The sequence below is a fragment of the Streptomyces aurantiaciflavus genome (assembly GCF_049808595.1).
Lineage (GTDB): Bacteria > Actinomycetota > Actinomycetes > Streptomycetales > Streptomycetaceae > Streptomyces.
This window is the reverse complement of record NZ_JBNCAQ010000028.1, coordinates 1-20,797: the sequence shown is the minus strand read 5'-3', so window position 1 is coordinate 20,797 and position 20,797 is coordinate 1. Positions and strand designations below refer to the sequence as shown.

General features: G+C 70.0%; 13 protein-coding genes, 1 tRNA gene and 1 rRNA gene. 3 read left to right on the top strand and 12 right to left on the bottom strand.

What is annotated here, in order from left to right; genetic code table 11:
- Positions 1–11 precede the first annotated feature (11 nt).
- Both ACPT94_RS29220 and ACPT94_RS29215 read left to right on the top strand, forming a co-directional pair.
- Positions 12–854, top strand: a complete 843-nt coding sequence (locus tag ACPT94_RS29220; protein ID WP_425247213.1) for an Fpg/Nei family DNA glycosylase — start codon at positions 12–14, stop codon at positions 852–854.
- Between the two features lie 32 nt (positions 855–886).
- Positions 887–1,651, top strand: coding sequence for an SDR family NAD(P)-dependent oxidoreductase (locus ACPT94_RS29215; protein ID WP_360343429.1), 765 nt, complete (start codon positions 887–889; stop codon positions 1,649–1,651).
- Between the two features lie 502 nt (positions 1,652–2,153).
- Here the strand turns inward: ACPT94_RS29215 and ACPT94_RS29210 are convergent.
- The 9 genes from ACPT94_RS29210 to ACPT94_RS29170 form a co-directional block, all read right to left on the bottom strand.
- On the bottom strand, positions 2,154–2,624 hold the full coding sequence (locus ACPT94_RS29210) for a Dps family protein (RefSeq protein WP_360343423.1): 471 nt from the start codon (positions 2,622–2,624) through the stop codon (positions 2,154–2,156).
- A 245-nt stretch (positions 2,625–2,869) separates the two neighbouring features.
- The gene (locus ACPT94_RS29205; protein WP_003993396.1) at positions 2,870–3,250 is read right to left on the bottom strand and encodes a helix-turn-helix domain-containing protein; all 381 of its coding nucleotides are present in this window, start codon (positions 3,248–3,250) and stop codon (positions 2,870–2,872) included.
- A 109-nt stretch (positions 3,251–3,359) separates the two neighbouring features.
- A complete protein-coding gene (locus tag ACPT94_RS29200) occupies positions 3,360–3,905 on the bottom strand; it encodes a CinA family protein (protein WP_425247212.1) in 546 nt (181 codons plus the stop codon).
- Complete coding sequence (pgsA, locus tag ACPT94_RS29195; protein ID WP_425247211.1) at positions 3,902–4,627, bottom strand: CDP-diacylglycerol--glycerol-3-phosphate 3-phosphatidyltransferase; 726 nt, start codon at positions 4,625–4,627, stop codon at positions 3,902–3,904. Before pgsA ends, ACPT94_RS29200 begins: the two co-directional genes overlap by 4 nt.
- A complete protein-coding gene (gene rimO, locus ACPT94_RS29190) occupies positions 4,624–6,093 on the bottom strand; it encodes a 30S ribosomal protein S12 methylthiotransferase RimO (protein WP_425247210.1) in 1,470 nt (489 codons plus the stop codon). The genes pgsA and rimO overlap by 4 nt, the downstream gene beginning before the upstream one ends.
- A 107-nt stretch (positions 6,094–6,200) precedes the next feature.
- Positions 6,201–7,034 carry a helix-turn-helix domain-containing protein gene (locus ACPT94_RS29185; RefSeq protein ID WP_360343410.1) on the bottom strand — a complete coding sequence of 278 codons (834 nt, stop codon included), beginning with the start codon at positions 7,032–7,034 and terminating at the stop codon, positions 6,201–6,203.
- A gap of 258 nt (positions 7,035–7,292) precedes the next feature.
- The gene (locus ACPT94_RS29180; RefSeq protein ID WP_425247209.1) at positions 7,293–10,007 is read right to left on the bottom strand and encodes a DNA translocase FtsK; all 2,715 of its coding nucleotides are present in this window, start codon (positions 10,005–10,007) and stop codon (positions 7,293–7,295) included.
- Positions 10,008–10,152: 145 nt separating this feature from the next.
- A complete protein-coding gene (locus tag ACPT94_RS29175) occupies positions 10,153–10,839 on the bottom strand; it encodes a response regulator (RefSeq protein ID WP_360343404.1) in 687 nt (228 codons plus the stop codon).
- Between the two features lie 244 nt (positions 10,840–11,083).
- Positions 11,084–16,555, bottom strand: coding sequence for a HAMP domain-containing protein (locus tag ACPT94_RS29170; RefSeq protein ID WP_360343401.1), 5,472 nt, complete (start codon positions 16,553–16,555; stop codon positions 11,084–11,086).
- Positions 16,556–16,882: 327 nt separating this feature from the next.
- Here ACPT94_RS29170 and ACPT94_RS29165 point away from each other — a divergent pair, with 327 nt between their 5' ends.
- On the top strand, positions 16,883–19,618 hold the full coding sequence (locus tag ACPT94_RS29165) for a SpoIIE family protein phosphatase (RefSeq protein WP_360343398.1): 2,736 nt from the start codon (positions 16,883–16,885) through the stop codon (positions 19,616–19,618).
- Between the two features lie 47 nt (positions 19,619–19,665).
- Here the strand turns inward: ACPT94_RS29165 and ACPT94_RS29160 are convergent.
- From ACPT94_RS29160 to rrf, 3 genes are all read right to left on the bottom strand, one after another.
- Positions 19,666–19,741, bottom strand: a tRNA-Thr gene (locus ACPT94_RS29160).
- 75 nt (positions 19,742–19,816) lie between these two features.
- Positions 19,817–20,479 carry a DegT/DnrJ/EryC1/StrS family aminotransferase gene (locus ACPT94_RS29155; protein ID WP_425247230.1) on the bottom strand — a complete coding sequence of 221 codons (663 nt, stop codon included), beginning with the start codon at positions 20,477–20,479 and terminating at the stop codon, positions 19,817–19,819.
- A 115-nt stretch (positions 20,480–20,594) separates the two neighbouring features.
- A 5S ribosomal RNA gene (gene rrf / locus ACPT94_RS29150) occupies positions 20,595–20,711 on the bottom strand.
- Positions 20,712–20,797 lie beyond the last annotated feature (86 nt).

Here is a 20,797-nt window from a genome sequence, read left to right as displayed (position 1 = left end):
ACCCTTGACCCATGCCCGAAGGTGACACGGTCTGGCAAGCCGCGAGCCGGCTGCACACCGCCCTCGCGGGCAAGGTGCTGACCCGCTCCGACCTCCGCGTGCCCAAGTACGCCACCACCGACCTCACCGGCCGCACCGTCCTGGACGTCACCCCCCGCGGCAAGCACCTCCTCACCCGCATCGAGGGCGGCCTGACGCTCCACTCGCATCTTCGGATGGACGGCTCCTGGAAGGTGTACGCGAACGGCCAGCGCTGGACCGGCGGCCCCGCACACCAGATCCGCGCCGTCCTCGGCACCCACGACCGCACCGCCGTCGGCTACCGCCTCCCCGTCCTCGAACTCCTGCGCACCACCGACGAGGACCGAGCCGTCGGTCACCTCGGCCCCGACCTGCTGGGCCCCGACTGGGACCCCGAGCGCGCCCTCGCCAACCTCCTCGCGGACCCCACCCGCCCCCTCGGCGAGGCCCTCCTCGACCAGCGCAACCTCGCCGGCATCGGCAACGTGTACAAGAGCGAGCTCTGCTTCCTCCTCGGGGCCACCCCGTGGCTCCCCGTCGGCGCACTCCCCGCCGACCGCGCCGCCAAGCTGCCCGTCCTCGCCAGGAAGCTCCTGGAGACCAACCGCGACCGCCCCATCCGCAGCACCACCGGCCGCCGCGCCCAGGACCTCTTCGTCTACGGCCGCGCCCCCCGCCCGTGTCTGCGCTGCGGAACACCCGTCCGCGCGGCCGACCAGGGCGACGGCTCCCGTGAGCGTCCCACGTACTGGTGCCCCACCTGCCAGACGGGCCCCGCCCCGGCCCCGGGCTCCCCGCCCACGCGCCGCCTCCGCCCCCGCACCAACAATTGACGCACCGTCAGAAATCCTCGTACCGTCCCTTCATGGCCGTGAAGGCGTACGACCTCACCGGACGCACCGCATTCGTCACCGGCGCCGCCAGCGGCATAGGCCGTGCCTGTGCCGTACTGCTGGCCGAGGCCGGCGCCACCGTGCACGGCGCGGACCGCGACACGCAGGGTCTGCACGAGACGGCGACCCTGATCAAGGACAGGGGCGGAACGGCCCACACCCACCACCTCGACGTCACCGACCGCGCCCAGGTGCGGCAGGCGGTCGAGTCCTGCGAGCGCCTGGACGTGATGGCGGCGGTCGCCGGGATCATGCACAGCAGCCCGGTCCTGGAGACCCGGGACGAGGACCTCGACCGGGTCCTCGACGTCAACTTCAAGGGCGTGCTCCACGCCTGCCGGGAAGCGGCCCGCCTGATGCTCTCCCGCAGCACCCGGGGCAGCATCATCACCATGGCCTCGGGCGCCGTGGACACGGGCGGCCCCGGGCTCCTCTGCTACGGCGTCTCCAAGGCGGCGGTGGTCCAGCTGACGAAGACCCTGGCGGCAGAGGTCGGCCGGTACGGCATCCGCGTCAACGCCGTCGCCCCGGGCTGGATCCGCACCCCGATGACCGACCGCCACGACGCCGACGCACAGGCGCACACCGAGGCGCTCATGTCCCGCATGTCACCCCTGGGCCGGGTCGGCGAGCCGGAGGACGTCGCCCACGCCGTGCTGCACCTGGCCTCGGACGCGTCCTCCTTCACGACGGGCCAGATCCTCCGCCCGAACGGCGGCGTGGCCATGCCTTGGTAGACGCCCCGCGCGCATCTCCACCCCACCCGCCCCCGCCCGCTGCAGAGCCCCGTTCCAGCGCCCCCTCGCCCTTGCCGCCGACGGCACACTCCGCGCCGGCGGCACCGCCACCCGCCTGCCCCCGCCACGCGGCCCTCCACCGCCCCGCGGCGACCGCTCCCACGGCCCGCGCCTTGGCCACACAGTGCACCGGCAGCAGACTCAACCCCCACCCCCCGGTGACCACCGCCTCCTCCACCACACCGGCGTCGGGCGCCACGGCGATCCGCACCGCGGCCCACCACCACAGCACCCCGAGCCCCAGAGCCGCCCCCCGGCGCACTGCCCGACCCGACACGGCCGTCACCTCCAGCCCGACGCCGGAAAGCCGCTCACCCCGCCCGGCACGCCCCTGCCCGGCACGTCGCTGGTCAGCCGCTCGCACCGCCGGGAGAGCGCACCGCCGTAAGGAGCGCCCCACCCGCGCCTCCCCCGCGCCGCACGGCCTCGCGTCACACGTTCCTCACGCGTTCTCCGCCTGGAACATCCAATGGTGCTTCTCCAGATCGGCGGTGATCGCGATGAAGACGTCCTGAGTCACCGGATCCGCGTTGCCGGTGGCGGTCACCCGTTCCCGCATCCGGGTGATCACCGCGCCCAGCGCCGCCACCAGCGCCTCCACCGCGTCCGTGTCCTTGACCCAGCCCTCGGACACCACATTGATCCCGCTCCTGGCGGCCACCGTCGCCGCACGCCCGTCCGGCGGGACGCCCAGCGCCGAGGCGCGCTCCGCCACGGTGTCGGAGTGCGTGCGGGCGGTGTCCACGACCTCGTCGAGCTGGAGGTGAACGGACCGGAAGCGGGGCCCGACCACGTTCCAGTGGACCTGCTTGGCGACGAGCGAAAGGCCGATCAGATCGACCAGCGCCCCCTGCAGGGCTTCGGAGACGGTCTTCTGGTCGGCGTCGGACAGTGGGCTCTTCACGACGTGCATCCGTACCTCCGGATTGGTCGACTCCCGTCGTGCCCCTCCACCATGACCGCCGCACCCGAGACCGGCAAACGCACCCGAACCCTCCCGAACCACCCACCCCGGGCATGCAAAAACCCCGACCGCAGTCCTCCGGACCTCCCGGAGAAGCCCCGGCCGGGGCCTCACAGATGCCGCACGCTCACACACACGGCGTGCTGTACGCCTTCACACACACCACTCGGTGGACCCGTCCACCCAGCGGCACATCACGCGGCGACCACGTCCACCGCCTCGGCGGGCGCCTTGATGGTCACCCGCTCCGGTGGCACACCGGTCACCGACACGGAACCCAGCATCGGACGAACCGGCGTGGGCACAGGCTCACTGGGGGTGGCGGCAGCAGACTGGGCCAGCTCGGCGAGGGCGAGCTCGTCGCTCACTTCCCGCATGAGCTCGGACATCCGTACGTCCAGCGCGTCGCAGATGGCGGAGAGCAGCTCGGAGGAAGCCTCCTTCTGCCCCCGCTCCACCTCGGAGAGATAGCCGAGTGAGACTCGGGCGGACGAGGAGACTTCGCGCAGAGTACGGCCCTGGCGCTGGCGCTGCCGACGCAGCACGTCACCCAGCAGGCGACGGAGCAGAATCATCGGTGGCTCCCTCCTCGGACCGCGTAGCCGCATCCTTCTCGCCCCACCGTACCGCCTTGCGCCGCGGCCGTGCGGGGAGCGATGTCGTGTTCACTCAGGGCTGCAAACATCAAAACCCCCCGTTCTGTTCCGTATCCTGTGCCTGCTCATTCCCGGTCTGTTCGCCCGCAAGCTCCCTCAGGAGCACTGCGAGTACGCTCCGTACACTCTCTCTACGAATTTCCGCGCGGTCGCCGTTCAACCGCAGGGCCTCCACTTTTCCGCCAGCGGCGGAACCACGATCCGCCGCAAGGGGCCCGTCCACCGCCACGAAGACCGTCCCGACGGGCTGCCCGTCCTGGGCATCGGGCCCGGCGACACCGGTGGTCGCGATGCCCCAGTCGGCCCCCAGCGCCTTGCGTACGCCGGCTGCCATCTGGACCGCGACCTGCGGATCCACAGCACCCCGGGCGGCCAGCAGAGCGGCGTCGACCCCGAGCAGCTCGTGCTTCAGCGAGGTGGCGTAGGCCGTGACCGATCCGCGGAAGGCCTGGGACGCCCCGGGGACCGATGTGATCTCCGCCGCGACCAGGCCACCGGTCAGCGACTCGGCGACGGCGAGCGTCTCGCCCCTCACCGTGAGTAGCCGCACCACGTCGGTGGCCGTGGAACTCACGCTTCCGTCTCCTCCAACGCGGCCCGGCGCTCGGCGATTCCCTGCCGGCGCAGCACAATGGCCTGTCTCACATAGTCGAGCCCGGTCACCACGGTCAGCACGACCGCCGCGGCCATCACCCAGAACCTGAGTGTGGCCAGCCATCCTGTCAGCGCCAGGACGTACATCCCGACGGCCACGCCCTGGGTGAGCGTCTTGAGCTTGCCGCCCCGGCTCGCCGGGATCACGCCGTACCGGATGACGAGAAAACGCAGCAGGGTGATCCCGAGTTCCCGTCCGAGGATCACGATCGTCACCCACCACGGCAGGTCGCCGAGTACGGAGAGGCAGATCAGGGCCGCTCCCATGATCGCCTTGTCGGCGATGGGATCGGCGATCTTCCCGAAGTCGGTGACGAGGTCGTACGTCCGCGCCAGATGCCCGTCGAACAGGTCGGTGATCATGGCGATGGCGAAGGCCGCCCAGGCGAGCGAGCGCCACGCCGGGTCATAGCCGCCGTCGGCCAGCATCAGCGCGACGAAGCCGGGCACCAGGATCAGCCGCAGCATCGTCAGCAGATTGGCGATGTTCCAGACGCTCGCCTGGTTGACGGCGGCGGCCGCCAGCTTGCCGCCCCGCGGCCCCTTGGCACCCGACGAGCCGTCGGCGGCGGGCGCGCCCGAGGGGGCGGCGCCCTTCGCCTGGGAGGAGCCGCCTGCGGCCGACGCCGGGACACCCGTCATCTGCCCGCCTCCTCACTACACCCGATCGAGCCCTGCAGGGGCTCGGCCACCAGGTCGACACCTTCCGTGCCGACCACCTTCGCCTCGACCATACGACCGACGCTCAGACCCTCGCCCGACGTGACCAGGACCTGGCCGTCCGTCTCCGGCGCCTGGTGCGCGCCGCGGCCGTACACGCCCTCGTCGTCCGCCGACTCCACGAGCACGTGCACGGTTTCGCCCAGGCGCTCCTCGGCCCGCTGCGAGACGAGTTCCTCGGCGAGCCGGGAGACACGCGCCAGCCGCTCGGCGACGACGTCCTCGTCGAGCTTGCCGTCGTACGTCGCGGCCTCGGTGCCCTCCTCGTCGGAGTAGCCGAAGACGCCGATGGCGTCCAGCCGCGCGTGGTTCAGGAACCGCTCCAGCTCGGACAGGTCGGCCTCGGACTCGCCGGGGAAGCCCACGATGAAGTTGGAGCGCACACCGGCCTCGGGCGCCTTGCTCCGGATGGTGTCGAGCAGTTCCAGGAAGCGGTCGGTGTCGCCGAAGCGGCGCATCGCGCGCAGCACGTCGGGCGCGGAGTGCTGGAAGGACAGGTCGAAGTAGGGCACGACCTTCGGCGTCGACGTCAGCACGTCGATCAGCCCGGGCCGCATCTCGGCCGGCTGGAGGTAGCTGACGCGCACCCGCTCGATGCCGTCCACGTCGGCCAGCTCGGGCAGCAGCGACTCCAGCAGCCGGATGTCGCCGAGGTCCTTGCCGTAGGACGTGTTGTTCTCGGAGACCAGCATGATCTCCTTGACGCCCTGCTCGGCCAGCCACCGTGTCTCGTTCAGCACGTCGCTCGGACGGCGGGAGATGAAGGAGCCGCGGAAGGAGGGGATGGCGCAGAAGGAGCAGCGCCGGTCGCAGCCGGAGGCGAGCTTGACCGAGGCGACCGGGGCGCCGTCGAGGCGGCGGCGCAGGGGCGCACGGGGGCCGGAGGCGGGAGCGAGCCCGTCCGGAAGGTCCGCCGGACCGTGCCCGGGAAGCGCGACGTCGGCGGCCGACTCCTGGCGCGCCGCCGGGCTGATCGGCAGCAGCTTGCGCCGGTCGCGTGGGGTGTGGGAGGCGTGGATGCCGCCGGACAGGATGGTCTGCAGGCGGTCGGAGATGTCGGCGTAGTCGTCGAAGCCGAGCACGCCGTCGGCCTCCGGGAGGGCCTCGGCGAGATCCTTGCCGTACCGCTCGGCCATGCAGCCCACGGCCACGACAGCCTGGGTTCTGCCGTGCCCCTTGAGATCGTTGGCCTCGAGGAGGGCGTCGACGGAGTCCTTCTTGGCGGCGTCGACGAATCCGCAGGTGTTGACGACGGCGACGTCCGCGTCCGCGGCGTCCTCCACGAGCTGCCAGCCGTCCGCCTCCAAACGGCCTGCGAGCTCCTCCGAGTCCACCTCGTTACGGGCGCAGCCAAGAGTGACGAGTGCGACGGTACGGCGTTCAGGCATGGGCTCAAGACTACTTTGTCTCACTGACAGCCCATGTCGACGGGGTTGGCGATCTTCATACGGAACGGGGTCGGCGATCCTCGCCGACCCCGTTCCCGCGCCGTCCGTCACCCGGCCTGCGGGTCACCCTTGGTGTACGTCAGGCGCTCCACGGCCCCCGGCTGCCAGTCGTCCTCGATCTTCTTGCCGTTGACGTACAGCTGGATCGCGCCGGCGTCACCGAGGACGAGGTTGATCTTCTCGCTGTCCTGGAAGGTCTTGGAGTCGCCCTGCTTGAGCAGGCCGTCGAAGAGCAGTCGGCCGTTGTGGTCCTTGGCGGAGATCCAGCTCTTGCCGTCGGTGGCGCTGACCTGGACGGTCACCTTGTCCTGGGGCGCGGCGGCGATGGCGCTGTCGGAGGGTTCCGGCGTCTTGTCGACGGTCTTGTCGCTCTTCGGCGTGGGCGTGGCGGGCGCACTGGTCGTCGGCGTGGTGCCGTCGGCGACGTCCTTCGCTCCGTCGTCACCGCCCTGGAAGGCGGTGAAGCCGACGAACCCGATGACGGCGACGATCGCGGCGACCATGGCCGCGGTCCAGTTCGGCCCCCGCCGCTCGGGGCGGATACGTTCCGCCTCGAAGAGGGGCGCGGCCGGGGTCGGCGCCGGACGGCCGCCGTGGGTGGCGTCGAACTGCTCGATCAGCGGGGTGGGGTCGAGGTGGACGGCCCTGGCCAGGGTCCGGATGTGCCCTCGCGCGTAGACGTCCCCGCCGCACGGTGCGAAGTCGTCCGCCTCGATGGCGTGCACGATGGCGATCCGGACCCGGGTGGCGGTACTGACATCGTCGACGGTCAGCCCGGCCGCGATACGCGCCTGCTGCAGGGCGCGGCCGATGGAGGGGCGGGCTTCCTCGGAGACGTCTTCGAACGGACGCTCGTCTTCAGGGGAGTTGCCGATGGACACGGGGGCGCCTTTCGAGCGTGTAGCCACCTGTGCTGGAGGTTCAGTCTAGGGGGGGTGCAAAAGGGCGGGGCAACCCGGCGGTAGGACTTTGTACGCCATCGGAATGGCCGGTCAGACCGATGACGGGACAGGCACGAGCCCCGGGATGGGAGCCGCACCTGTCCTCTCGCTCAACTTGACGTACGCCAAAGGGAAACGGTTGCCCGCCGCTCCCTAACGGGTGAGTCACGGACGCCCGCCGGCCCTGCGGAGAAACGTCTATCCGTCAGCCTCCCCGCGGATCACCGCGAGCACGCCGTCCAACTCGTCGGGTTTCACGAGAACGTCACGAGCTTTCGATCCCTCGCTCGGCCCGACGATGTTGCGCGACTCCATGAGGTCCATCAGCCGGCCCGCCTTGGCGAAGCCGACCCGCAGCTTGCGCTGGAGCATGGACGTCGACCCGAACTGTGTGGAGACCACCAGCTCGGCCGCCTGGCACAGCAGGTCCAGGTCGTCGCCGATGTCCTCGTCGATCTCCTTCTTCTGCTTGGTGCCCACCGTGACGTCGTCCCGGAAGACCGGCGTCATCTGGTCCTTGCAGTGCTGCACGACGGCCGCGACCTCGGCCTCGGTCACGAACGCGCCCTGCATACGCGTCGGCTTGTTCGCCCCCATCGGCAGGAAAAGTCCATCGCCCTTGCCGATCAGCTTCTCCGCACCGGGCTGGTCGAGGATGACGCGCGAGTCGGCGAGCGAGGAGGTGGCGAACGCGAGCCGTGAGGGCACGTTCGCCTTGATGAGACCGGTGACGACGTCGACCGACGGCCGCTGGGTCGCGAGCACCAGATGGATGCCGGCCGCGCGCGCGAGCTGCGTGATGCGCACGATGGCGTCCTCCACGTCCCGCGGCGCGACCATCATCAGGTCGGCGAGCTCGTCGACGATCACCAGCAGATACGGGTACGGCTGCAGCTCACGCTCGCTGCCCTCGGGCGGCTTGACCTTGCCCTCGCGCACGGCGCGGTTGAAGTCGTCGATGTGCCGGTAGCCGTACGCCGCCAGGTCGTCGTACCGCAGGTCCATCTCCCGTACGACCCACTGGAGCGCCTCGGCGGCCCGCTTGGGGTTGGTGATGATCGGCGTGATCAGGTGCGGGATGCCCTCGTAGGCGGTCAGCTCGACGCGCTTGGGGTCGACCAGGATCATCCGGACGTCCTCGGGGGTCGCCCGCATCATGACCGAGGTGATCAGGCAGTTGATGCAGGACGACTTGCCGGAGCCGGTGGCGCCGGCGACCAGCATGTGCGGCATCTTCGCCAGCGAGTGCATGACGTAGCCGCCCTCGACGTCCTTGCCGAAGGCGACCAGCATCGGATCGTCGTCCTCGGCGGACTCGGCCAGACGGAGCACGTCACCGAGGTTGACCATCTCGCGGTCGGTGTTCGGGATCTCGATGCCGACCGCCGACTTGCCGGGGATCGGCGAGATGATCCGCACGTCCGGGCTGGCGACGGCGTACGCGATGTTCTTCGTCAGCGCGGTGATCCGCTCGACCTTCACGGCGGGGCCGAGCTCGACCTCGTAGCGCGTGACCGTCGGCCCGCGCGTGAAGCCGGTGACGGCGGCGTCGACCTTGAATTCGGTGAAGACGGTGGTCAGCGAGGCGACGACGGCGTCGTTGGCCGCGCTGCGCGCCTTGCCGGGTCCCCCGCGTGTGAGGAGGTCGAGCGAGGGCAGCGCGTACGTGATGTCGCCGGACAGCTGGAGCTGCTCGGCGCGCGGGGGCAGGTCGCGCGGCTCGTCGGGGGCCGACTTGGTCAGGTCGGGGACCACCCCGGGCTTGAGCTTCTCCTGCTTGGGGCGCGCGGCCGGGGCGGGGACGGGCGTCGGCGTGGTCGGCTCGCGGTCCGCCACGCGCACGCCCTGGGTGAGGTCGGCGACGATCGGCGACGGCGGCATGCCGTGCAGGACGGCGCCGTCGAGGTCGGCCGCGGCGGCCGCGGCGATGTCCACCGCGTCCATCTGCCGGTCCATCGCGGGCTGCGGCACCGCCGAGCGCCGCGGCCGGCCACGGCGCTGCGAGAGGGCCTCCTGCTCGGCGTCGTCGGGGTCGTACGCCTGGGGGGCGCTCGAGCGCCGGCGGGGGCGCGCGGGCAGCGTCTCGCGCCACTGCTCGTCGTAGCGCGCGTCGTCGTCCGTGAACTCGTCGTCCGCCACGGGATCGCGCAGCACGCCCAGCCGCACCCCGAGCTGCCGCAGCCGCTGCGGGACGGCGTTGACGGGCGTGGCCGTGACGACCAGCAGCCCGAAGACCGTCAGCAGCACCAGCAGCGGTACGGCGAGCACCTCGCCCATGGCGTACGTCAGCGGGGTCGCCGCGCTCCAGCCGATGAGGCCGCCGGCGTCCCTTATCGCCTGCATGCCGTCGCTGCGGGCGGGCGCACCGCAGGCGATGTGCACCTGGCCGAGGACGCCGATGACGAGTGCGGACAGGCCGATCACGATGCGGCCGTTGGCCTCGGGCTTCTCGGGGTGCCGGATGAAGCGCACGGCGATGACCGCGAGCAGGATCGGCACGAGCAGGTCGAGACGGCCGAAGGATCCGGTCACCAGGATCTCGACGAGGTCGCCCACCGGGCCGCGCAGGTCGGCCCAGGTGCCCGCGGCGACGATCAGCGCGATGCCGAGCAGCAGCAGCGCGACGCCGTCCTTGCGGTGGGCGGGGTCGAGGTTCTTCGCGCCGTTCCCTATGCCGCGGAACACCGCGCCCACGGCGTGCGCCAGGCCCAGCCAGACGGCGCGTACGAGCCGGTAGATCCCTCCGGTGGGGCTGGGCGCCGGTTTGGGCGCGGGTTTCTTGGCCGCGGCCTTCTTGGCGGGAGCCTTCTTCGCCGGGGCCTTCTTCGCGGCGGCCTTCTTCGCCGGAGCCTTCGCGGGAGCAGCCGCCTTCTTGGCGGGCTGCTTCTTCGCTGCGGAGGGACGTGAGGCCATGGGTGTGAGATTACCGGGGGAGACGGCAGTGGACACGTGCGCCCACTGCTTCACCCGTTCGTGTCGCCCCTGCTGAGGCGCGGAACTGACGCCTGCACCCGTGAGGCTGACATCCGCTCACCAGCAACTGCTCCCGCCGCACGTGTCAGTTCTGCGACGGCACCGAGGCCGGGCCGGCTCCGGTACCGGGCTCCAGCGCGTCCAGCGCCCGGCGCAGGCCGGTCAGTTTGCGCTCCAGGTGCGCCGCGGTGGCCACCGCGGCCGCGTCCGCCGACTCGTCGTCGAGCTGCTTGGACAGGGCCTCGGCCTGCTCCTCGACGGCCGCGAGCCGCGCGGACAGCTCGGCGAGCAACCCGGCCGGCTCCTTGGCGCCACCGGCCGCCGCCTTGCCGCCACCGCCCTCCAACTGGAGCCGCAGCAGCGCCGCCTGCTCACGCAGCTGGCAGTTCTTCATGTACAGCTCGACGAAAACGGAGACCTTCGCACGCAGCACCCACGGGTCGAACGGCTTGGAGATGTAGTCCACCGCACCCGCCGCGTACCCCCGGAAGGTGTGGTGCGGGCCGTGGTTGATCGCCGTGAGGAAGATGATCGGGATGTCCCGAGTCCGTTCCCGCCGCTTGATGTGGGCGGCCGTTTCGAAACCGTCCATTCCCGGCATCTGGACGTCCAGCAGAATGACCGCGAAGTCGTCCGTCAGCAGTGCTTTGAGCGCCTCTTCCCCGGACGATGCCCGCACCAGCGTCTGATCGAGCGCCGAGAGGATCGCCTCCAGCGCCAGCAGATTCTCCGGCCGGTCATCGACCAGGAGGATCTTGGCCTTCTGCACCATGGCCCGCCCTCCTCGCCCCGGCAGTGCACCGGGCGCCGCCCCTGGGGACGACTCCTTTGCGCCGCCCTTCCTTGTGCCGGTCATGGTAGCCGCACCCCGACCGTCGCCACACCCTGTCACCGTGATGTCACTGTGCACGTAGCAGGAACGCGGCAGGAGACCAGAAGGTTCCCCGATTCCCGCCCCGCTACACGGCATCGGACACCCTCAGTCAGCAACTTCTCGCCTCCCGGCACGGTTCCCGTCACTCCTCCCGCATCCACTGCTCCATCACCGCCAGCAGGTGATCGGGATCGACCGGCTTCGTGACGTAGTCGGAGGCGCCCGACTCGATCGCCTTCTCCCGGTCGCCCTTCATCGCCTTGGCGGTCAGCGCGACGATCGGCAGCCCGGAGAACTGCGGCATCCGCCGGATCGCCGTGGTCGTCGCGTACCCGTCCATCTCCGGCATCATGATGTCCATCAGGACGACCGCCACGTCGTCGTGCTGCTCCAGGACCTCGATGCCCTCACGGCCGTTCTCCGCGTACAGCACCGACAGGCCGTGCTGCTCCAGGACGCTGGTCAGCGCGAAGACGTTGCGGATGTCGTCGTCGACGATCAGCACCTTCTCACCGCCGAACCGGAAACTCCGGTGCCCCTGTGGCGCGTGGTGCCCCACCGGCGCCCACTGGTCCGGCCGCCCCACCTGCGGCTCGCCACCCGCCACCGAGCGGCGCCGCCTGCGGAAGAGCGCGGCCGGCCCGTTCTGCGTCTCCTGGTACGACTTCACCTCGGCCGGCGTCTCGATCTCCGCGTCGGACAGCTCCGACAGCTCGGCCGCGCCGTTCTCCGACGCCACCAGGTCGCCCGCCTCCAGCGCCGGCACGACCTGCTGGTAGCCCTGCGGCGGCAACTCGCTCGGGTGCAGCGGCAGGTACAGCGTGAACGTCGAGCCACGCCCCGGCTCGCTCTGCGCGTGGATCTCACCACCCAGCAGCTGCGCGATCTCCCGCGAGATGGACAGCCCCAGGCCCGTACCGCCGTACTTGCGGCTGGTGGTGCCGTCCGCCTGCTTGAACGCCTCGAAGATCACCCGCATCTTGCTGGCCGCGATGCCGATGCCGGTGTCGGTCACCGAGAACGCGATCAGCGGCGCGTCGGCGTCGGTCAGCGAACCGGCCTCCAGCAACTGCTCCCGGATCGCCACCGGCACATCCGCCCCGGCGGGCCGGATGACCAGCTCGACCGAGCCCGAATCGGTGAACTTCACCGCGTTCGACAGCAGGTTGCGCAGCACCTGCAAGAGACGCTGCTCGTCCGTGTGCAGCGTGGCGGGCAACTCCGGCGAGACCCGTACGGACAGGTCCAGGCCCTTCTCCGCCGTCAGCGGCCGGAAGGTGGCCTCCACGTAGTCGACGAGCTGGACGAGCGCGATGCGCGTCGGGGAGACGTCCATCTTGCCCGCCTCCACCTTCGACAGGTCGAGGATGTCGTTGATCAGCTGCAGCAGGTCGGAACCGGCGCCGTGGATCGTCTCGGCGAACTCGACCTGCTTCGGCGACAGGTTCCCCTCGGCGTTGTCGGCGAGCAGCTTGGCCAGGATCAGCAGCGAGTTGAGCGGCGTACGCAGCTCGTGCGACATGTTGGCGAGGAACTCGCTCTTGTAGCGCATCGACACCGCGAGCTGCTCGGCCCGCTCCTCCAGGACCTGCCGCGCCTCCTCGATCTCGGTGTTCTTCACCTCGATGTCGCGGTTCTGCCGGGCCAGCAGCTCGGCCTTCTCCTCCAGTTCGGCGTTGGACGCCTGGAGGGCCTTCTGCCGCTGCTCCAACTCCGCCGACCGCTCCCGAAGTTGCTCGGTCAGTTCCTGCGACTGCTTCAGCAGCTGCTCCGTCTTGGTGTTGACGGAGATCGTGTTGACGCTCGTCGCGATCATCTCGGCGAGCTGGTTGAGGAAGTCCTTCTGGATCTGTGTGAACGGCGTGAACGACGCCAGCTCGATCACACCGAGCACCTTGCCCTCGAACAGCACCGGCAGCACGATCACCTGCGCGGGCGGCGCCTCACCGAGCCCGGAGGAGATCTTCAGGTAGCCGCTCGGGGCGTTCGAGACGAGAATCGTCCGCTTCTCCTCAGCGGCCGTCCCGACGAGCGCCTCACCCGGCCGGAACGACGCCGGCATCGACCCCATCGAGTAGCCGTACGAGCCCAGCATCCGCAGCTCGTACTGGTCGCCCTGCTCGCTCCCGCCGTCGGCCGGCGGCATCGCCAGGAAGAACGCGCCGTGCTGAGCGGCCACCAGCGGCGGCAGCTCACTCATGATGAGCGAGGCCACGTCCTCCAGGTCGCGCCGGCCCTGCATCAGAGCGGACACGCGCGCGAGGTTGCCCTTGAGCCAGTCCTGCTCCTTGTTGGCGATCGTGGTGTCACGCAGGTTGGCGATCATCTTGTTGATGTAGTCCTGGAGCTCCTGGATCTCCCCGGACGCGTCCACGTCGATCTTCAGGTTCAGGTCGCCCCGGGTCACCGCGGTCGCCACGCGCGCGATGGCACGCACCTGCCGGGTCAGGTTCCCGGCCATCTCGTTCACCGACTCGGTGAGGTCGCGCCAGGTGCCGTCGACGTCACGCACGCGTGCCTGACCGCCGAGCTGTCCTTCAGTACCCACCTCACGGGCCACCCGCGTGACCTCTTCGGCGAACGACGACAGCTGGTCGACCATCGTGTTGATGGTCGTCTTCAGCTCGAGGATCTCCCCGCGCGCGTCGATGTCGATCTTCTTCGTCAGATCGCCCTTGGCGATGGCCGTCGTCACCATGGCGATGTTGCGCACCTGGCCGGTCAGGTTGGACGCCATCTGGTTCACCGACTCGGTGAGGTCCTTCCACGTACCCGCCACACCCGGCACATGCGCCTGACCACCGAGGATGCCGTCCGTACCCACCTCACGGGCCACCTTGGTGACCTGGTCGGCGAACGAACTCAGCGTCTTCACCATCGTGTTGAAGGTGTCCGCGAGCTGCGCGACCTCGCCGCGCGCCTCGATCGTCACCGTCCGCGTCAGGTCGCCGTTGGCGACCGCCGCGGCAACCTGGGAGATGTTCCGCACCTGAACGGTCAGGTTCTTCGCCATCAGGTTGACGTTGTCGCTGAGGTCCTTCCAGATGCCCACGACGCCCGGCACATGGGCCTGACCGCCCAGGATGCCCTCGGTGCCCACCTCACGGGCGACCCGGGTCACCTGCTCGGCGAACGACGACAGCTGGTCGACCATCGTGTTGACGGTGGTGACGAGTTCGAGGATCTCGCCCTTGGCGTCGACGGTGATCTTCTTCGACAGGTCGCCCTTGGCGACCGCCGTGGTGACCTCGGCGATGTTGCGGACCTGGATGGTCAGGTTGTTCGCCATGAAGTTCACCGACTGCGTGAGGTCCTTCCAGGTGCCCGAGACCCCCTGCACCTCGGCCTGACCACCGAGGATGCCCTCGGTACCCACCTCACGGGCCACCCGCGTGACCTCTTCGGCGAACGACGACAGCTGGTCCACCATCGTGTTCAGCGTGTTCTTCAGCTCCAGGATCTCCCCGCGCGCGTCCACGGTGATCTTCTGGGACAGGTCACCCCGCGCCACCGCCGTGGCCACCTGCGCGATGTTGCGCACCTGGCCCGTCAGGTTGGACGCCATGCCGTTCACGGAGTCCGTCAGGTCGCGCCACACACCCGCGACGCCCGGCACCTGCGCCTGACCGCCCAGCCGGCCCTCCGTACCCACCTCGCGCGCGACCCGGGTCACCTGGTCGGCGAAGGCGGAGAGCTGATCCACCATCGTGTTGATGGTGTTCTTCAGCTCGAGGATCTCCCCGCGCGCGTCGACGTCGATCTTCTGCGAGAGGTCACCCCGGGCGACCGCCGTCGTCACCTGCGCGATCTGCCGCACCTGAGAGGTGAGGTTGCCGGCCATGAAGTTGACGGAGTCCGTCAGCTCCTTCCACGTACCCGACACACCGTCCACCCGCGCCTGACCGCCGAGCCGGCCCTCCGTGCCCACGTCACGGGCCATCCGCGTCACCTGGTCGGCGAACGACGACAGCTGGTCCACCATCGTGTTCACGGTGTTCTTCAGCTGCGCCATCTCACCGGACACGTCGACGGTGACCTTCTGCGACAGATCACCGTTGGCCACGGCCGTCGTCACCTGGGCGATGTTCCTCACCTGTCCGGTGAGATTCCGAAACGCCGTGTTGACGGAGTCCGTCAGGTCCTTCCACGTCCCCGCCGCGCCCGACACCTGCGCCTGACCGCCCAGCTCACCCTCGACACCGATCTCCCGCGCCACGCGCGTCACCTCGGCACCGAAGGCCGACAGCTGGTCCACCATCCCGTTGACGGTGTTCTTCAACTCCAGCATCTCGCCGGCCACGTCCACCGTGACCTTCTGCGACAGATCACCGTTGGCCACGGCCGTCGTCACGGCGGCGATGTCCCGTACCTGGGTGGTCAGGTTCCGGAAGACGGTGTTCACCGAATCGGTGAGGTCCTTCCACGTTCCCGCCGCACCCGGCACATTCGCCTGGCCCCCGAGCCGCCCCTCGCCACCGACCTCGTTGGCCACACGCGTGACCTCGTCCGCGAAGGTCCGCAGCGTCTCGGTCATCTGGTTGATCGTGTCGGCCAGCTGCGCGACCTCACCACGCGCCGACACCGTGACCTTCTGCGACAGGTCACCGTTGGCGACGGCCGTCGTCACCTCAGCGATCCCACGCACCTGAGCCGTGAGATTGCCGGCCATCGTGTTCACCGAATCGGTGAGCTCTTTCCACACACCGTCCACGCCGGACACCTGCGCCTGACCGCCCAGGATGCCCTCGGTGCCCACCTCGCGCGCGACCCGGGTCACCTCGACCGAGAACGCGGACAACTGGTCCACCATCGTGTTGACGGTGTTCTTCAGCTCCAGCATCTCGCCTTCGACATGCACGGTGACCTTCCGTGACAGATCACCCTTGGCCACCGCCGTCGTCACCAGCGCGATGTCCCGCACCTGGGCCGTCAGCCGCTCCGCCATCGTGTTGACGGACTCCGTGAGGTCCTTCCACGAGCCGGACATACCGCGCACCTGGGCCTGACCGCCCAGCTTGCCCTCGGTCCCCACCTCGCTGGCCACACGCGTGACCTCGTCCGTGAACGTCGAGAGCTGATCCACCAGGTTGTTGACGGTCCGCCCGACCTTCAGGAACTCCCCGCGCAGCGGATGCCCGGTCCCCTCCGGCGTGTGCGCCCGCAGCTCCATCCGCGGCGACAGATCACCCTCGGCCACCGCCGACAGCACCCGCCCGACCTCGGAAACCGGCCGTACGAGGTCGTCGACCAGCGCGTTCGAGTTGTCGATGGCGGTCGCCCAGGAACCCTCGCAGGCGCCGGTCTCCAGCCGTTCCGTGAGTTTCCCCTCACGCCCGACCATGCGCCGCACCCGCGACAACTCGCCGGTGAGGTGCAGATTCCGGTCGGCCACCTCGTTGAACACCGCCGCGATCTCCGACATCACGCCGTCCCCGGACACCGTGAGCCGTTTGCGGAAGTTCCCGTCCCGCATGGAAACGAGCGCGGCCAGCAACCTGTTCAGGGCCGCCGTGTCCACCGTGGTGGTCCCGCCTCGAGGTGTGCGCTGCCTGTTCAGGGACTGTCCGCCTTTCGCGCGCGCCTTAGTGCCCCGCGTCGCTGCGCCAGACTCCACTTGTCCCTCCCGCAGGGGTCGTCCGTTCCACTGCCCGATGAAATCAGGCAGGCCCGAAAGGCTGCTGCCCGGCGTACACAGAAGGCACCCAGTCTGCCGGACCTTCACAAGAAGCCTGCCCAGTGTTTCACCCTCTCCCAACCCGGCCATAACAGTTCGGCAGCTTTCGCACACGCTCCGCACACCCGGGGGGCGGAAACACCGGCGACCGGCATCCGCACGGAGGGGGAAGGTAAGTAACCTTGCATGCGGCTGTCCAGCCGCGCCGGTCCGTCCGGCCTGGGCGGTGGCACGAGCACGAGCGGGCATCGGAGGGCGGCCGCACACATGACCACCGGACTGATCCCGGGGGAACAGCCCCCGGAACCCCGGCCGAACACGCTTCCGCAGCAGCGGTGCGAGCAGGACGGCCGGGGAGCCCTGCACGTCGACGATCGGCCGAGGAGTTCAGTGATCACCGCGCGCGCGGCTGCCAGTTTCGAGCCCGTCGGGCGATCGGTCGCGACCGCCCGCTCCTTCGTCCGCGACACCCTCCAGGGCTGGGGGTTCGCGGACATCGTCGACGACGCCGTGGTCCTCACCAGCGAACTGGTGACCAACGCGGTGGTCCACGCGGGCACCCACGCCGACGTCCTGTGCCTGCGCACCGACGACGGCGTGCGCATCGAGGTCGCCGACCGCTACCCGGAGCGCGAGATCCCCCTCCAGGGCTCCCCCGCCTCCATGGGCAGCCCCGACCGCGAAGGCGGCCGCGGCCTCCAACTGTGCGCGGCGATCGCGGGCCGCTGGGGCGTCGACTACACGCCCACCCACAAGAACGTCTGGTTCCAACTCGCGCTCCCCGAGCGCCCGGTCGGCACCCGCGCGGCCGGCCCGTCGCTCCCCGCCGACCTCCTCCCCCTCGCCGACGGCCGCGTCCGCGTCGCCGTCGTCCAGATCGACCGCACGGGCGCCATCTCCGCGTGGAACGAGGACGCCGAGGAACTCTTCGGCTACGCCGCCGACCAGGTCACCGGCAAGCCCCTCACCGACCTCGCCGCCTGGCCGCACACCCCCGGCACCAGCACCGGCATCGCCGAGGCGCTCCAACTCTCCCGCTGGGAGGGCAGCTACGGCATCCGCGGCGCCGACGGCCGCGTGACCCCGGTGTACGCCTCCCACCTGCGCGTCCGCGACACCGACGGCGACCCCTCCACGGTCTGCCTCCTCGTCCGCGACCACGAACGGGCGGTTTTGCAGACGCCGTTGCGCGTCCCGGCCTCCGACGCGGCCCCCGCCGCAGACGGCCAGAGCACCGACCCCTTCGAGGTGTTCATCGGCTCCCCGGCCCCGGACGACCTCGACGGACTCCTCCAGCGCACGGTGGAACGCGCCCGCGACATGCTCGACGGCGACTCCGCCTTCCTGCTCCTCGCCACCGACGACGAAACGGAGTTGGAGGTCCGCGCCTCGACCGGCCTGCCCTCCGCCCGCCAGCGCTTCGCGCGCGTGCCCGTCGAGGCGGGCCCCGGCCGCTACGGCTCCGCCCGCATGCCGGCCGTCCACGAGGACCTCCTGGCCGTCCCCGGCGCCGTCCCCCTGCTGAACGGCACGGGCATGCGCTCGGTGGTCACGGTCCCGCTGAAGGTCGAAGGCCGCCTCACCGGCTCCCTCGGCGTCGCGGCCGAGGCCCCCGCCAGGTACTCCAACGAGGAGGCCCTGCGCCTGCAGTTCGCCGCGGACCGCATCGCGCTGGCCGTCGAGTCGGCCCGCCTGGGCGAACTGGAGCGCCTGCGCCGAGGCTCCCTCAGCTTCCTCGTCGAAGCCTCCGACCTCCTCGCCGGCACCCTCGACCGCGACCAGACCCTGGCCCTCATGGCCCAGATGACGGTCCCCACACTGGCGACTTGGTGCGCGGTCTACACGATCGCCGACCAGGCCTCGGAACCGTACCTGTCGTACGTCCTGCACGAGGACGAGGAACTCATCGACGGCATCAAGTCGTTGCTCTCGAAGATCTCCCCGCCGGACCCGGTCCCCACCCCGGGTGCCCGGGTCTGGTCGGCCCCCGGCGAGGCGGCGCACGAAGCGGCTCTGCGCAGCTCCATGCGCAGCCTCGGCCTGACCGGCGGCCCTTCCCACCAGGTGACGTCGGGCATCGGCCCGACCCTGGCCACGGCCTCCGCCGTGGGCGGCGAAACAGTCGTCCTGCCCCTGGTCGCACGCAACCGCGTCATCGGCATGCTCACCCTCGGCAAGCCCACCGACGAACACTTCCGCCAGGAAATCCTGGAACTGGCCGAGGACCTGAGCCGCCGAGCGGCCCTCGCCCTGGACAACGCCCGCCTGTACTCGGAGCGCACGGCCATCAGCCAGTCCCTCCAGCGCAGCCTCCTGCCCCCGGAGACCCCCAAGATCGACGGCGTCGAGGTCGAGGTCATCTACCGGGCGGCCGGCGAGGGCAACGAGGTCGGCGGTGACTTCTACGACGTCTTCCCCATCAGCGACGGCGCCTACGGCTTCGCCATCGGCGACGTCTGCGGCACGGGCCCGAACGCGGCTGCGGTGACGGGCCTGGCCCGCCACGCCCTGCGCCTGCTGGCCCGCGAGGGCCTCAGCGGACCCGCGGTCCTGGAGCGCCTGAACTCCGCCATCCTCGACGAGGGAGCCCGCAGCCGCTTCCTGACCCTCCTCTACGGCGAGATGCGTCCGCAGGAGGACGGCAGTGCGGAACTGAAGGTGGTCTGCGCCGGCCACCCGCTCCCCCTCCGTCTCCGCCAGGACGGCACGGTCGAGGCGGCAGCCGAGCCTCAACCCCTCCTCGGCGTCATGGAGGACCTGGAGCTCTACGAGCAGACGGTCACCCTCGACCCCGGCGACGTCCTGCTCTGTGTCACGGACGGCGTCACCGAGCGCCGTGAGGGCACCCGCATGCTGGGCGACGACGGCCTCGCCGATGTCCTCACCACCTGCACGGGCCTGACGGCCGGCGCGGTCGCCGCTCGCATCATGCGCGCGGTGGAACGCTTCGCGTCGGACGCCCCGTCGGACGACATGGCGATCCTGGCCATGCGAGTGGCCTGAGGGAGGACACGAAAAATCCCCCGCCCGGATGGGCGGGGGATTTTGTCTGGAGCCCCCAAACGGAATCGAACCGTTGACCTTCTCCTTACCATGGAGACGCTCTGCCGACTGAGCTATAGGGGCCTGTCGCCTTTTGAGGTTTCCCTCGCGGCAACGGAATAGATCATACCCCGAACGAAGCGGTAGTCCCAAACTCGTTCAGAAGGCCGGCTGGAGCAGCCCCCCAAGTGCGTTGCAGGCGGACACGATCCGCTGCATGTCCCGCTTCGTCAGCGAGGCCTCCACCGGTAGCGCGAGTGTCTCGTCGGCAGCGAGTTCGGTCTGCGGCAGCGAAACGAACCGCCGGAACTCGGGCAACCGGTGCAGCGGGGTCTTCACCGGCACCCGGCACTCGACTCCCCTTCCCCGCAGAGCCCGTGCGAACGCGTCCCGATCGGGCCGCCCGTTCCCCGGCACGCGCACGACGTACTGCTGATAGGTGTGCCCGTCCCCGCCGTCGGGCGTCCGCACGCCGCGCAACCGCGCATCAAGATAGGCCGCCCGCTCCCTGCGCTGCGCGACCTCGTCATACGGCGCCTGCGACTCGGCCTGCTCCAACACCAGCAGGCCGTGCCGCTGCCCCAGCTCGTGCAACCGCGCGATGTCCGCCGGCCGCCCAAATCGATGTACGACAACGACGGCCGCGGTCCGGGAAGTTACGGCGGCATCGACGGCGTCCGCGTCGAGGCAGTAGGTCACCGGGTCCACGTCGGCGAACATCGGAAGCGCACCCGCCAGGGCCACCGCTTCGGCCACCTCGACGTTCCCGAAGGCCGGCACGATGACCTCGTCACCGATTCCGACTCCTGCGGCCCTGAGCATTGCAGCAGTACCCATGCGGTGGATGCTGGGCGCGCAACATGAACTTCAAGTGACGAAGAACAAAAAAGGGTTGGGCTCCGAACCGAAGTTCAAAGCCCAACCCTTTTGAATGATTGTTCGGCGGCGTCCTACTCTCCCACAGGGTCCCCCCTGCAGTACCATCGGCGCTGTAAGGCTTAGCTTCCGGGTTCGGAATGTAACCGGGCGTTTCCCTCACGCTATAACCACCGAAACACTATGAAACTGTCAGCCGCACCACGTGTGGCACGTGGGGCTGTTCGTGGTTTCAGAACCAACACAGTGGACGCGAGCAACTGA

Excerpts from the sequence above, each read along its gene's own strand:
- ACPT94_RS29155 (WP_425247230.1), bottom strand. The coding sequence starts at position 20,479 with ATGCTCAGGGCCGCAGGAGTCGGAATCGGTGACGAGGTCATCGTGCCG.
- ACPT94_RS29205 (WP_003993396.1), bottom strand. The coding sequence starts at position 3,250 with ATGATTCTGCTCCGTCGCCTGCTGGGTGACGTGCTGCGTCGGCAGCGC.
- ACPT94_RS29180 (WP_425247209.1), bottom strand. The coding sequence starts at position 10,007 with ATGGCCTCACGTCCCTCCGCAGCGAAGAAGCAGCCCGCCAAGAAGGCG.
- ACPT94_RS29220 (WP_425247213.1), top strand. The coding sequence starts at position 12 with ATGCCCGAAGGTGACACGGTCTGGCAAGCCGCGAGCCGGCTGCACACC.
- ACPT94_RS29210 (WP_360343423.1), bottom strand. The coding sequence starts at position 2,624 with ATGCACGTCGTGAAGAGCCCACTGTCCGACGCCGACCAGAAGACCGTC.
- ACPT94_RS29215 (WP_360343429.1), top strand. The coding sequence starts at position 887 with ATGGCCGTGAAGGCGTACGACCTCACCGGACGCACCGCATTCGTCACC.
- ACPT94_RS29165 (WP_360343398.1), top strand. The coding sequence starts at position 16,883 with ATGACCACCGGACTGATCCCGGGGGAACAGCCCCCGGAACCCCGGCCG.
- ACPT94_RS29175 (WP_360343404.1), bottom strand. The coding sequence starts at position 10,839 with ATGGTGCAGAAGGCCAAGATCCTCCTGGTCGATGACCGGCCGGAGAAT.
- rimO (WP_425247210.1), bottom strand. The coding sequence starts at position 6,093 with ATGCCTGAACGCCGTACCGTCGCACTCGTCACTCTTGGCTGCGCCCGT.
- pgsA (WP_425247211.1), bottom strand. The coding sequence starts at position 4,627 with ATGACGGGTGTCCCGGCGTCGGCCGCAGGCGGCTCCTCCCAGGCGAAG.